The following is a 13,722-nucleotide window of genomic DNA, read 5'->3' on the forward strand; positions in this document are numbered from 1 at the left end:
GAAGCTGACGTAATGGTGTAGCTCCGCTTCGAAAACAAAACGAAGCTGATGTAATGGTATAGCTCCGCTTCGAAAACAAAACGAAGCTGACGTGATGGTGGTGCTCCGCTTCGAAAACAAAACGAAGCTGATGTAATGGTATAGCTCCGCTTCGAAAACAAAACGAAGCTGACGTGATGGTGGTGCTCCGCTTCGAAATAAAAACGAAGCTGAAGTAATGGCGTAGCTCCGCTTCGAAAACAAAACGAATCTGATGTAATGGTATACCTGTAACTAGAACACAAAACGATTACCATTTACCCTGTAGTTAACGTCTACATTTATTCCTGTGATAATCGATAAGCTGTGCCCGCATTTGTTGACTCAATATCCAATTGAATATTAAGCTTCTGACAAATATTTTTGATTACTGAAAGACCTGTTGTTTCATGATCTCTATCAATTTCAAAACCAACGCCGTAGTCTTTAATTATTAAAGTATCACCAACAGTTATTACAATCTGATTCGTAGCTGAATGTTTGAAAATATTAGAGATGATGTTTTCAAATAATCGGTCCAGCCACAGTTCATTGGCTTGCCATATCAGATTTTTTTGCACGTCAATTGTATATTCTATATTATTTTTGTTTAGTAAATATGACCACTTGTTAATGGTTTGTTTTAAAGACTTATGGACTGAAATATCTTCTTTAAAAATATAGTAGTTATCGATATCAAATAATGCTTCACTTGATATAGAATTCACCAGTTTACTAATGTAATCAACTTTTTGATAGAGTACATCTACCTCTTCTTTTGATACATTATGATTTTGACTATACAAATATAATTCAAGATTTAGAGCATTTAATGGTGTGTTAATATCATGAGATAACTGTTTTAAATATTCACGTTTCAAATCTTCCATCTGTGATAGTTCCATTTCTTTTGCTCTTAGTCTGTCGATCATGGTATTGATTGAGGATGCAAGCTTATTCAACTCATCTTCACTTTCTTCAATTACTGTTAACTTTTCAGGAAATGCCTCGTCTTCTGCAATTTTTCTGACCGTCTGTTCCATTGTATTGATACGATGGATAATTTTCTTAAAGTATTTAGCAGCAATAAACATTAATCCAAATAGAATACCAAAAAAGACTATATAAAAATAAGTGGTCAGTACACTACCGGAAAAATGATTATCGATATTAAATAATGAGGTAATGCCAAGGTGAGTGAAGAACATCGCATAAGACAACACGATAAAAACCACTGGAATGGCAGCTATAGACAAAGACATGATGACATAAAATTTGTAGCTTAAATTCTTATTTTTCATGAGCATTCATCCTATAACCTATTCCATGAATTGTAGAAATAATCATGTTGTCGTGATCATTGATTTTTTGTCTAATCTTTTTAATATAAACATTCAAGGAATTATCGTAGGTATCACCATCTGGCCAAACATATTGTAGAATCTGTTCTTTTGTTAGTGTTGAACCGATGTTAGAAAATAAGTAAAAGAACAGCCGTTTTTCAATTTTGGTAAACTGAATTTCGTTATCTTCCTTGTCAAATACTTCAAATTTGTATGGATCTATAGTCAAGTTGAATAGTGTTGTCTGTGTTTTATCGTAAAAGCGACCTAAAATGTTGTTAATTCTAGAAATTAACTCGGTCGGATGAAAGGGTTTAGTAATGTAGTCATCACCTGCACGTAAGCCTGTAATCTTACTATCCATATCGTTCCTTGCTGTTAGAAAAATAATTGGAATATCGACATGCTGATGAATATAATCAGCAATCGATAAACCGTCGTCATATGGCAACATGATATCTAATAAAATAAGGTGGACATCTGTGAGTTGTTCTAAGACATGTTCACCAGTATGATTTAATGATACCCTAGCCCCTTGTTTGACTAATATCTTCTTTAAATTTTCAGCAGAACTGATATCATCTTCTACGATTAAAATATTGAAATCTTTCATTTGTAAACCTCATTTCTGTTGCTATAGATATAAGTTTACTAGAATGAGGAAGGCGATTAAACTAATGAAAGTCACCACTCCAAATACATTTACATAAGTAAACTTTCTCTCTTTAGGTCCCTTCATTAATATTTCTAGGACTAATAACCCCACAGTTATAAAAAATGAAATAATCATGAGGTAAACAATGATCATTAGTAAAATTTCCATCATATTTTCTCCTTTCAAAATTTCTATACTGTGAGTATATAAATCAGTTCTGAAAAATTTATGAATAAGGAGAAAAAAGCTATGTAATCCTAATCAAGGATTACATAGCTTGAATTATTACTGCTGATATCTATTCTCTTTAAATTTTAAACCAAGCTCATCGCGGAGTGTTTGACCACTGTATTCATTATCATAGTAGCCGCGTTTTACAAGGATTGGAATCACCTTATTAATAAAGTCTTCAAATATTTCACCAAAGACATGAGGGATTAAAACGAAACCGTCTGCTGCACCGTGATCGATCCACTCAATAATTTGATCGGCAATCTCTTCATAGGTACCCATAAAGGCACTTTCTCTCGTCGTTTCTTCCATTGCAACTTGTCGAAGTGTTAAATTATTTTCTTTAGCGCGCTTTTTAATTTCATCTGTCGTGGATCTAAAGCTGTTTTTGCCGACATCACCAAGCTCTGGGAACGGAGCATCAACATCGTATTGACTGAAGTCGTGGTGGTCGAAGTAGCGTCCTAAATAGGCGAGGGCTTCTTCAATTGTTACTAGGTTTTTAATGTATTCATAACGTGAACGAACCTCTTCATGGTCCTTACCGACTATAGGTTGTAGGGTGGGGAAAATTTTAATTTCTTCCGTATTTCTACCACTATCGACAGCTTTTTGTTTCAGTTGTTTATAAGTCTCTTTGGCATGTTCTAGTGTACTTGCATTTGTAAATACCGCATCTGCGTGGCGGGCAGCAAAGGCGGAACCTTTTGGTGACGCGCCAGCTTGGAATATAATGGGTTGCCCCTGAGGGGAACGTTCGATATTTAAAGGACCTGCAATATTGAAGAAATCCCCTTCAAAATTTAACTCATGCATCTTGTTATTATCGAAATACTGTCCACTTTCTTTGTCTCTCGTAAAGGCATCATCTTCATATGAATCCCAGAGCCCTTGAACTGATCTTAGATGTTCGTCTGCTATATCATAGCGTAAACTGTGCTCGGGATGCTTGTCATTACTGAAATTGTTGGCACTGCCTTCTAGAGGGGAAGTGACAACATTCCACCCAGCACGCCCACCTGATACATGGTCAATCGACATCAGTTGTCTGGCGATAGTATAAGGTTCACTATATGAAGTTGAGACTGTACCGACTAGGCCGATTTTTGAAGTAATTGGAGCCAAAGCTGCTAGTAATGTTAGGGGTTCAAAACGGCTTAAGAAATGAGGAATGGATTTTTCATTTATATATAAACCATCTGCTACAAATATAAAAGAAAATGCAGCATTTTCAGCCTTTTGGGTTACAGTTTTTAAATAATCGAAGTTGATGCTTGCATCTGCTGGAACATCTTCACTGCGCCAAGCATTCATATGTCCACCTGGACCATTTAACATTACGCCAAATTTTACTTTCTTACTCATATTATCCCTGCCTTTTCTGTTTGTCTTAACTGGTTTGGAGCAAGCGTTTCTATAGTATAGTCTCTAATTTCACTACGACTAGTTGGGAGATGGAACATGAACTCATTAATTTCTATATCCTGGCTCAATTTATTTAAAGCTGCTAGTATTTCTTCTTTGTTCCCAATAATCATATCTGCTTCTTTTTTATTAACTTCTACTTTTTCATCAGTATTTTTAATAAAGTCATTAACTTGCTTTTGATTGATAACAGTTAGAGTTTTCCCGCTTTGAAAAGTAATGGTATAAAGTTCGTTTTCTTTTCTTAACAGTGCTTTATCTTCTTCGTTATCTACGGCTAAGACTGACAGGGCGACGATAATTTCACCTTCTGGATAATGCTTTCTATATACATTAACCACTTCTTTTAAAAGATCTGGGTCATTTTTAATAAAATGTGCAAAGATAAAGTTCGCCTTGTTTTTAGCAGCAAACTGAGCAGAATCAGGACTACCACCAAGGAGGAAGATGCTCGGGCGACTTGATTTTGTGTCTAAGGAAATTTGTAGACTATGAGCATTGTCATGAGTCCCGTCGATATAAGACTTCAACTTTAAGAAACGATCGTTGAAAGTTCCAATATCATCTTTTAATTCTTCTTGTAGGGCCTGTGTAGCTAATGGAGTGCCTCCTGGAGCTTTACCAACACCAAGATCAACACGCTCTGGTGCGAGATGACTAATGAGTTGAAATTGTTCTGCAACATGAAACGGGTTGTGATGAGATAACATGACTCCACCTGCACCGACCTTAATGCGCTTTGTCTGACTCAGTAGGTGGGTAACAAGGATTTCAGGAGACGTTCCAATAATATGATCCATATTATGGTGTTCTGAAACGAAATAACGACGATAACCTAAGTCATCTGCTTTTTTCGCAAGTTCGGTTGTATGAGCAAGTGACTCCTGTATATTATGATTTTCTAAAAGTGGACTTTGGTTCAAGATACTAAATTGCATATTTTTTCCCTCCGATAACATGTAAATTATCCTAGTGGCAAACTATGAATTAACAGTAATCATAACATGAATTTAGAATTATTCAACAATTAATTCCTAGTAATGAACCTGGTATTATGCATAAAAAAGCCCGGAAATCTTAAATAGATTTCCGGGCGAAATACTTAGCCCTTATGGCTTAGCATCGGTTCTGTTTTACTAAAGTCTGTTTGTTTTAATTCTTCTATTCGTGATTGTACAAACTCTGATGACAGATTATGTTCAACAATATAACGGTTACGAGGGTGCTCAGCACATTCCATAGAGCAACCACCTAAGTGATATGCTTGGTTTTCCTCTGAGGCTAAAATTTGTGCATTACATTCTGGATTCGCACAATTGATATAGCGTTCACATGGTGTCCCGTCGTAGTGATCTTTACCAACAACAACATGTTCAACTTGGTTAATTGGGACAGTAAGTCTTTCATCGAAGACATACATTTGACCATCCCATAGCTGACCTTTAGCTACTGGATCCTTAGAATAAGTTGCTACACCACCATGAAGTTGTGCAACATTGTCAAAACCTTCTTCCTTTAACCAACCAGAGAATTTCTCACAGCGAATTCCACCTGTGCAGTAGGTTAAAATTTTCTTACCTTCAAATAGATGTCTATTATTTCGAACCCATTCCGGAGTATCTCTAAACGTTTCTACATCTGGCTTGATCGCACCACGGAAGTGGCCGACATCATATTCATATATATTTCTTACATCTAATACGACAGTATCTTCTTTTTGCATCTCCTCATAAAATTCAGCAGGGCTTAAATATTCACCCGTTTGTTCACGAGGATCGATGTCCTTGTCTAAACTTAAATTAACAAGTTCAGGTCTCGGACGTACAAACATTTTCTTAAAGGCATGGCCATCTGCTTCATCAATTTTAAAGACGATATCTTTAAACAGTGGATGAGCTTTCATGTATTCCATGTAACGTTCAGTCTGTTCAATATCACCTGAAACAGTCCCGTTAATTCCTTCATGCGCAACTAAAATACGGCCTTTTAAGCCTAAATCTTTACAAAAACGTAAGTGCTCAGCAGCAAACGTTTCCGGATCTTCCACATCAACATAGTGGTAGTACAGTAAAACACGATATTCCATTTTCATTTTCCACCTATCAATAATATATTTGCAGGATACACCTGATAGTTTTACAGACAATATTGTACCAGATTTTAGGCAATTTTTGTGAAAAATTTACTACAGGAAAGTGAAACTTTAAAGTCTTGAATAAATGTATGGTAAAATTGATGTTAACTAGGAGTGAGATTATGGAAGTTAAAATTTATACAGATATTGCATGTCCTTTTTGCTACATAGGAAAGAAAAATATTGAACAGGCAAAAGCGGAATTTGAAAACTCAGAAGAGATAGGTTTGAATTATCTAAGCTATGAGTTGGATAATCAAGCATCCAAAGCACCAAAAGTTGATATTTATCAATCCCTTGCCGATAAACACCAAAAACCATTAGATGAGATTTATGACATGGTGGACCGTATAGTTGAAGCAGGTGAAAAAGTTGGTATTGAGTTTAATATGGATAAAGTAGTACCTGCAAATACAAGAAATGCACACAGATTGTTGAAATTAGCCAAGGAAAATGGCAAAGGTAGTGTAGTTTTAGATGCACTCTATGAGAGCTATTTTTCTAAAGGGGAGAATGTTAGCGATCAAGAAGTGCTATTGAATATTGGTGTCAAAACAGGACTTGAACAAGATAAAGTCGAAGAATTACTGAATGATCCAAGTATCTATTTAGAAGAAGTCATTGGAGATTTTAATCTAGCTAAAGTGAATCAGGTGAAGACGTTACCTTATTATATATTTGATGACAAATTTGCCATTGCTGGTGCTAGAGAAGTTGAGCACTATCTAATCGCCTTTAAAAAGACCTTACAAAAATAGTTGGAAGTGTAGTTGTCGGTGTGTGGTGGTGCTCCGCTTCGAAAGCAAAACGAAGCTGATGTACTATTGGTTCTCCATTTCGAAAAACAAACAACACAAAAAAACCTGAGCTTACATAAGCTCAGGTTTTCTCCCATCCCCATGGTATATATAATCTTAAAAGTCTGTTGATACTTTTGGTGCAGGTTTAATCAGTCTATATAAGTGATAGCCTGCAGCAGCTACTAGTACAAATGGTACGATGACTAGAATTAAGAAGAAGACTGATCCGCCAACTTGACGCATACCGAAGTTTTGGAAGAATTCTCCTGTTGTAACTTCTAATAATGGTGGTAAGAATGCAAAGTAGTAGATTAAGCCAACAACAACTAAAGTCAGAACATAAAATATCATATTTGTCACATGATATGGGACGGTGTTCTTATCAAATTTGAACATTATAAAACCCCTTACATTTTAGTCTTTAAATTAGTATACAACAATGTATAATTAAATGCATAGCATTTGAGAGATTTTTTACAAAATGATAGATAAAACGAGGGAGATAATATGGCTTTAAGACTAGCCGTTATGAGCGATGTACAACATATAATGGATATCGTTTCAAGAGTAATACCAGAAATGCACGCTGTAGGTAATTATCAATGGGATAAAAACTATCCTAATGCATCAGTGTTTCAAGATGATGTGAAGGCTGAAAGTTTATATGTGTTTGAAGAAGATGGTGTCATCAAAGGTTGCATTACAGCCGATGATAATCACGCCTTTAGTTATGATGATATCCCTTGGGAACTGGCACGAATTGATTGCCTTGCGACTCATAGACTCGCAATAGACCCGAATTTCCAGGGTCAAGGTCTCGCCCAGAAAATTATTCGTGAAATCATTGAGGTAGGTAAACAAAAAGGTTATCTTGGCATACATACTGATACTTCATTAGAGAATAAAGCAATGCAGTACTTGTTTACAAAACTGGGTTTTGAATTTAAGGGTAACTTAAATTTAGATGACAACTTAGATGACTGGTACGTTGCTTACGAAATCGTTTTTTAATTACTTTTTAAAGAACACTTAAGCGCTATAAATTCGAAGTTCAATATTTCAAGGGGGATTTACAAAGTGAAGTTATTAGCAAAACTGATTGCTGGTATCGTTGCGGGTATTATTGTAGGTGGGGGTTACTACTTACTCGGTCCAGATGGTACAGAAGGACAGATTATGGAATTCATCGTTAGGTTATTTGTGACATTAGAGTCAATCTTAGGCGCCTTTATATTCTTTACGATTCCATTTATTATTTTATTCTTTATTGCATCAGGGATTTCACAAATCGGTACCGGTTCAGGTAAGGTTGTTGGTGCGACTTTAGGTGTCGCTTACTTATCTACTTTAGGTGCGGGTATTTTAGCTTACATTGTTGCATCTTTCGTGATGCCACGTATAACTGAAGGAAGTTCTGTTCCTGAAGAAGGGACAGGCCTTGAGAGTTTTATCGAGTTTGAATTGACGCCAATTATTGACATCTTACCAGCGCTAGTATTAGCTTTTGCAGTCGGAATCGTCATGAACGTCTTAAAGCTCGACTTAATGATAAAATTCTTCGACCAAGGTAAAGACATCACAGAATTCATTATCGAAAAAGTTATCATTAGAATTCTACCGTTTTACATTGCCGGTGTTTTCGCTGGAATGGCAGCAACTGGCACAGTATTCGATACGCTAAAAGTGTTTGGTGTCGTCTTATTAGTTGCGATTATTTTACACTGGGTTTGGTTAACGATTCAATATACAGTTGCAGGTTCAATATTGAAGAGAAATCCATTTGCTATGTTGAAAACGATGCTACCAGCATACTTTACAGCCCTAGGTACAATGTCATCTGCTGCAACGATTCCTGTCACATTAGAACGTGCGAAGAAAAACGGAATTAGAGAAAGTATTGCTGATTTTGTAATACCATTATGTGCAACTATTCATTTATCAGGTTCAACGATCACAATCGTCAGTTGTTCATTAGCAGTTATGACGATATTACCTGAGTACAGTATGCCAGGATTCTTTGAAATGGTTGGGGTCATCTTACTACTTGGGGTTGTAATGATTGCAGCACCTGGAGTACCGGGTGGCGCAATTATGGCAGCGAGTGGTGTCTTAATGACTAACTTAGGCTTCAACGAGGCGGCAGTTGCTTTCATGATTGCACTTTACGTCGCGCAAGATAGCTTTGGTACGGCAACGAACGTTACAGGTGATGGTGCGGTAGCAGCAGTCATCGATGGTTATGAACAAAAATTGAACAAAGACGTATAAATCAAAGGTCAAAGACAGTCTAAAAGGTGATAGACTGTCTTTTTTTGTTATAATAATATAGGTAGAATTATCACTATGTTAGAAGGTATTTAAGTGAAAAAGAGAATTATTTTATATTTAGTTATCGTCATTTGTTTTTTAGACTTATTTATTCAGTTGCCGATAATTACCCCCTTTGTTCTAGAACTTGGTGCATCTGAGTTTATGGCAGGGATTGTTGTTGCTACATATTCACTGTTTAATATGGTCGGAAACATGGCGGGCGGTTACATGTCCGATAAGTACGGTCGGAGAAATACACTCCTGTTCGGAATGATTATGCAGGTGTTTTTCGTTTTAATCTACACGATGACACCATCAATAGGTATTCTTCTACTTGTACGTGCGATTCACGGTTTCTCAAGCGGACTTCTAACCCCAGCTGCATTTAGCTTAGTTGCTGATATATCAAAACGTTCGGCAATCGGTAAATCTATGGCCCTAACAGGTGTGGCCATTGGGACTGCTGCTATATTAGGCCCTGCATCGGGAGGAATCATTGCGAGTCTGGTGAACTATGAAACAGTCTATTATGTGTTAGCTATTGTTTATGTCATTGGTACAATCATTGTCTATTCTGCCATCAAAGAAAGTTCGACAGAAGGCAGCCGTGCACATCATAGTCAAACATCACTTAAGGAATTATTGTTAAGACCATCATTAAATGTGGCCTATATTTCATCGTTTACTTTGATGATTTCACAAGGTGCGTTGGCTTTTGGTTTGCCAATAAAAACTGATCTGCTTGATTTAGAAGCATCCAGTACAGGTATGATGCTCAGTGTCTTTGGTGTGACAGCGATTATTATCTTCATATCACCTATAAATAAAATATACACAGCTTACAAGAGTGAAAGCCTAGTTGCACTTGGATTATTAATCTTAAGTGTAAGTATGATGCTCTTACATTTCGTTCCGTCTGCAGCTATGATTTTCGCTGTCATGGTCATTTATGGAATTGGTTTCGCAATGACGTTCCCATCCATGAATAAAATTATTGCTGAATCGTCAGAAATGCACGAACGGGGTAAAGCAAATGGTATCTTTTATTCTTACTTTTCTTTAGGTTCTGTTGCTGGTTCCACAATTGGAGGCTACTTCGCAACAGTCTTTAACCTACCCTTCTTAGGTATTGGTTGTGTCACCATTATAATGATTATTATTATTATTTTAATGCTTGCCGTAAGGATGAAATGGGTAGATTCAGTACATTAGGAGTGGTTGTATGGAAAAAAAGAAAGTTTTACTAATGGGTGTGAACGGTAGAATTGGTGAGCATTTATATGAAGAACTAAAAGATACCTCTGAACTCTATGCATTTTCAGCAGCACATGAAGAAGATTACTTTGAAGATGTGAACTTTATTAAGAAAGATCTCTTTATCTTACCTGATGTTGAGGATGCATTAGCCGGAATTGATATTGTTATCTTCTATGAAGACCCTATTATGAGACTGAATCGATTAACTCAAGGGAAATTCAGTGACTTATATATGTTAATCGCCGATAATATTGCTCGGGCAAGTATGGTAAATGAAATAGAACAAATTATATATATAGCAGATGAACTATCCGATGGTAGTATACTTTCTGTTCTAGGTAGTTACGGCACCCCAGTTAATGAAACGCAGACACCAATAAGACGTTATGGTAAGAATTTAAATTATCGTATTAAAGACTACAATAGTGTTAGAAGTGTACAAAGGGCCCCCATGCCTTCAGGTTGGACTATAGAAAATATAGCTTGGTACTACTTTGGCTGGTTGGATGAGATTGTCTATAATTTTGTTAATACTGTAATAGAAAATAAGACCGTCTATATTCATTTACTAGACAACCCTTCTCCTGTATTAATATTGAAATTAAACGAAGAATCATCAACTGAAGATATCATTATCTTTGAAATTATCGGTGGTAAATTAAGAAAAAATATGGCTAAGAAAACCCAGCGTTTTGAGTTTAGAAAGCTTGCTGTGTCTGATGAATTTATAATGGCCTTACATGACTATGAACCATCTCTACCTTGGCCAATATATAAATTAACACAAGCACCGATTCACCTTTTAGTGAGTCGCATTTACCAAGTAGAGATGATTATCAATAAGACTGTCCCTGAAAAGAGATCCAAAAACAATTAAATCTACGAAATAAGGAAGATGAACAATGGGAAGAAAATGGAATAATATTAAAGAAAAGAAAGCTCAAAAAGACCAGAACACTAGCCGTGTCTATGCAAAATTCGGCAGAGAAATTTATGTCGCGGCAAAGAAAGGTGAACCTGATCCTGAAGCGAACCAAGCCTTAAAGGTTGTCTTAGAAAGAGCGAAGACTTATTCAGTTCCCAAACACATTATTGATAAAGCAATTGAAAAAGCAAAAAAAGGTGGCGAAGAAGAAAACTTCGATGAATTGAGATACGAAGGTTTTGGACCAAGTGGTTCAATGATCATCGTTGATGCATTGACCGATAACGTGAATCGTACAGTTTCAGAAGTGCGTGCAGCCTTCGGGAAGAACGGCGGAAATATGGGCGTCAGTGGTGCGGTATCTTATATGTTTGATAGCGTATCAGTATTTGTCTTTGAAGGCTTTGACGAAGAAGCAGTATTGATGCATTTAATGGAAAAAGAAGTCGATGTTAAAGATGTGACTTTAGAAAATGAGATGACAGTGGTCTATGGTGAACCGCATGCCTTTAACGATATCAAAAATGCACTGGATGAACTGGGTGTTGAAGACTATAAGGTTGCAGAACTTGCGATGATTGCTCAAAATGAAGTTAACCTTGAAGATGAAGACCAAGAAAAGTTTGAGCATCTCATCGATGTCTTAGAAGACTTAGAAGATGTTTCCAATGTATTTCATAATGTAAACTTAGGATAGTTTTTAGTTCCAATGGTTGATCTTTAAGTGATAAAAATATGAAGGGATGAATCAAGATGGATTTTAATTATCAAGGAAAAGTGGCAGTGATTACAGGCTCAAGTAAAGGAATCGGTAGAGAAACAGCAGAACAGATGGTTAAACTTGGTGCGAAAGTTCTACTCGTCGCTAGAGGAGAAGAAGGACTTAAAAAAGCACAAGCGGAAATATCAGAGTTTGGTGAGGTCTTATACATTGCTATTGATATTACCTCTGAGGATGCTGGTGAAAAAATTGTCAATAAAGCACTTGAAGAATATGGGCGTCTAGACGTACTTGTTAATAATGCGGGTAGTTCATTTGCTAAAAGCTTTGAAGATATTGAACTTAGTGACTGGGAACAAGATATCGATTTAAAAGTACTTGCAGCTGTTAAAATTTCTAAAGCAGCCATCCCTCACTTAAAAAAACAAGGCGGTGCGATTTTAAACCTAACCGCAGTTATGGGTAAAACACCACAGGCAAATTCACTACCAACAACGGTATCTAGAAGTGCTGGTTTAGCACTGACTAAGGCAATGTCTAAAGATCTTGGTCAATACAATATCCGCGTTAATGCTGTATGTATCGGTTTAATACGTAGTGATCAAATTGAAAAGCGTTGGCAAAACAATGCACCTGATTTAAGCTGGGATGAATACTCTAAGAAAATTGGAGAGAATATCCCACTAGGTAGAATCGGGGATACGAGTGAAGCGGCTAATGTTATTACCTTCTTATGCTCAGATTTAGCATCATATGTTTCGGGGACTGCTGTCAATATTGACGGTGGTAGTGGACACGCTTGGTAAATAAAAAATATTATATACGAGTCTTAGTTATCCTAAATGGGATATCTAAGACTCGTTTTTTGTATATTGCCGAGGGATGAATATATGTCCATTCGTTGCTGCCATAATCGCTTTAATGGAATGTAGACGGTTTTCACCTTGAATAAATTGCTTTCCATATGGTGCATTAAAGACCTCGTCTGTTACTTCCATTTCATCTAAACCATAGTCTTTTTTTATCTGTTGACTAAAGCTAGTTTTCGTATCATGAAAAGCAGGCAGGCAATGCATGAATATGAACTGCTCATGTACATCTTTAAGCAAGGCTTCATTTACTTGATATTCTTTTAGTAAATCAAGACGTGCTTCAATCTGATCTTCTTCACCCATGGAGACCCAGACATCGGTATAGATCACGTTGGCGTCTTTAACTGCACTATGCACGTCACTAGTTAAATGGATCGTTGCACCGGATTCTTTTGCATATAACGATGCTTGTTTGCTATAAAATTCATCAGGTAAGAGACATTCAGGCGAAGCGATTGTCATGTCGACACCTAAAATCGCTGCTGTAACCAACAGAGAATTTGCGACGTTGTTACGGCCGTCTCCAACATAGACCACTTTAATACCTTGAAGCGACCCGAAACTTTCTTTAATTGTCATGAAATCCCCAATCATTTGTGTCGGATGACACATGTCCGTTAAGCCGTTCCAAATGGGAACGCCTGCATGAGCAGCTAGTGTTTCAATAGTGTCCTGACTTGCTCCACGGAATTGAATTCCATCAAACATGCTACCAAGAATCTTTGCAGTATCTTGTACAGATTCCTTATTACCGAGTTGTATATCATTAGTGCCTAGAAATTCAGGATGCGCACCTAGGTCATTAGCAGCTACTGTAAAGGACGCACGAGTACGTGTAGAAGTTTTCTCGAAAAGTAACGCAATACTTTGTCCTTGTAAGTACTGGTGAGGAATATTGTTTTGTTTTAAAGCTTTTAAATGAATCGCAAAGTCAATGAGGTAGGTCAATTCTTCTTTAGAAAAATCTGTAGTTGTTAAAAAACTTTTGCCCTGAAAATGCATAAAGACCTCCTAAAAATATTATATAACTA

At 36.6% G+C, this 13,722-nt stretch carries 15 protein-coding genes; 7 read left to right on the plus strand and 8 right to left on the minus strand.

Annotated features, from left to right (window positions below; all coding sequences use genetic code 11):
- Nucleotides 1–320 precede the first annotated feature (320 nt).
- The 6 genes from EYB29_RS00225 to trhO form a co-directional block, all read right to left on the minus strand.
- The gene (locus EYB29_RS00225) at nt 321–1,319 is read right to left on the minus strand and encodes a sensor histidine kinase (RefSeq protein WP_166626217.1); all 999 of its coding nucleotides are present in this window, start codon (nt 1,317–1,319) and stop codon (nt 321–323) included.
- Nucleotides 1,309–1,974, minus strand: a complete 666-nt coding sequence (locus EYB29_RS00230) for a response regulator transcription factor (RefSeq protein WP_166626218.1) — start codon at nt 1,972–1,974, stop codon at nt 1,309–1,311. Before EYB29_RS00230 ends, EYB29_RS00225 begins: the two co-directional genes overlap by 11 nt.
- Before the next feature lie 21 nt (nt 1,975–1,995).
- Nucleotides 1,996–2,184, minus strand: coding sequence for a hypothetical protein (locus tag EYB29_RS00235; protein WP_026866954.1), 189 nt, complete (start codon nt 2,182–2,184; stop codon nt 1,996–1,998).
- Nucleotides 2,185–2,301: 117 nt separating this feature from the next.
- Nucleotides 2,302–3,612: an LLM class flavin-dependent oxidoreductase gene (locus tag EYB29_RS00240; protein ID WP_166626219.1), complete on the minus strand. Its 1,311-nt coding sequence runs from the start codon at nt 3,610–3,612 to the stop codon at nt 2,302–2,304.
- On the minus strand, nt 3,609–4,610 hold the full coding sequence (locus EYB29_RS00245) for an MsnO8 family LLM class oxidoreductase (RefSeq protein WP_166626220.1): 1,002 nt from the start codon (nt 4,608–4,610) through the stop codon (nt 3,609–3,611). The genes EYB29_RS00240 and EYB29_RS00245 overlap by 4 nt, the downstream gene beginning before the upstream one ends.
- 164 nt (nt 4,611–4,774) lie before the next feature.
- Nucleotides 4,775–5,758 carry an oxygen-dependent tRNA uridine(34) hydroxylase TrhO gene (gene trhO / locus EYB29_RS00250; RefSeq protein WP_166626221.1) on the minus strand — a complete coding sequence of 328 codons (984 nt, stop codon included), beginning with the start codon at nt 5,756–5,758 and terminating at the stop codon, nt 4,775–4,777.
- A 170-nt stretch (nt 5,759–5,928) separates the two neighbouring features.
- On the opposite strand from trhO, the gene EYB29_RS00255 reads away from it, so the two are divergent.
- A complete protein-coding gene (locus EYB29_RS00255; protein WP_026866951.1) occupies nt 5,929–6,564 on the plus strand; it encodes a DsbA family oxidoreductase in 636 nt (211 codons plus the stop codon).
- A gap of 156 nt (nt 6,565–6,720) precedes the next feature.
- On the opposite strand, the gene EYB29_RS00260 is transcribed toward EYB29_RS00255, so the two are convergent.
- Complete coding sequence (locus tag EYB29_RS00260; protein ID WP_026866950.1) at nt 6,721–7,002, minus strand: hypothetical protein; 282 nt, start codon at nt 7,000–7,002, stop codon at nt 6,721–6,723.
- Between the two features lie 111 nt (nt 7,003–7,113).
- Here EYB29_RS00260 and EYB29_RS00265 point away from each other — a divergent pair, with 111 nt between their 5' ends.
- The 6 genes from EYB29_RS00265 (at nt 7,114) to EYB29_RS00290 (ending at nt 12,625) form a co-directional block, all read left to right on the plus strand.
- On the plus strand, nt 7,114–7,617 hold the full coding sequence (locus tag EYB29_RS00265) for a GNAT family N-acetyltransferase (RefSeq protein WP_166626222.1): 504 nt from the start codon (nt 7,114–7,116) through the stop codon (nt 7,615–7,617).
- Nucleotides 7,618–7,683: 66 nt separating this feature from the next.
- Nucleotides 7,684–8,874 carry a dicarboxylate/amino acid:cation symporter gene (locus tag EYB29_RS00270; RefSeq protein ID WP_166626223.1) on the plus strand — a complete coding sequence of 397 codons (1,191 nt, stop codon included), beginning with the start codon at nt 7,684–7,686 and terminating at the stop codon, nt 8,872–8,874.
- A 93-nt stretch (nt 8,875–8,967) separates the two neighbouring features.
- On the plus strand, nt 8,968–10,128 hold the full coding sequence (locus EYB29_RS00275; RefSeq protein WP_026866947.1) for an MFS transporter: 1,161 nt from the start codon (nt 8,968–8,970) through the stop codon (nt 10,126–10,128).
- 10 nt (nt 10,129–10,138) lie between these two features.
- A complete protein-coding gene (locus EYB29_RS00280; protein ID WP_051220516.1) occupies nt 10,139–11,050 on the plus strand; it encodes a Rossmann-fold NAD(P)-binding domain-containing protein in 912 nt (303 codons plus the stop codon).
- Nucleotides 11,051–11,075: 25 nt separating this feature from the next.
- Entirely contained in the window at nt 11,076–11,795 is a 720-nt protein-coding gene (locus EYB29_RS00285) for a YebC/PmpR family DNA-binding transcriptional regulator (protein ID WP_026866946.1), read from the plus strand.
- 56 nt (nt 11,796–11,851) lie between these two features.
- A complete protein-coding gene (locus EYB29_RS00290) occupies nt 11,852–12,625 on the plus strand; it encodes an SDR family NAD(P)-dependent oxidoreductase (protein ID WP_166626224.1) in 774 nt (257 codons plus the stop codon).
- Between the two features lie 45 nt (nt 12,626–12,670).
- On the opposite strand, the gene argF is transcribed toward EYB29_RS00290, so the two are convergent.
- The gene (gene argF / locus EYB29_RS00295; protein WP_166626225.1) at nt 12,671–13,693 is read right to left on the minus strand and encodes an ornithine carbamoyltransferase; all 1,023 of its coding nucleotides are present in this window, start codon (nt 13,691–13,693) and stop codon (nt 12,671–12,673) included.
- Between the last annotated feature and the right edge of the window lie 29 nt (nt 13,694–13,722).

The sequence above is a fragment of the Jeotgalicoccus sp. S0W5 genome (genome assembly GCF_011634875.1).
In the GTDB taxonomy this organism is placed as follows: Bacteria; Bacillota; Bacilli; order Staphylococcales; family Salinicoccaceae; genus Jeotgalicoccus; species Jeotgalicoccus marinus.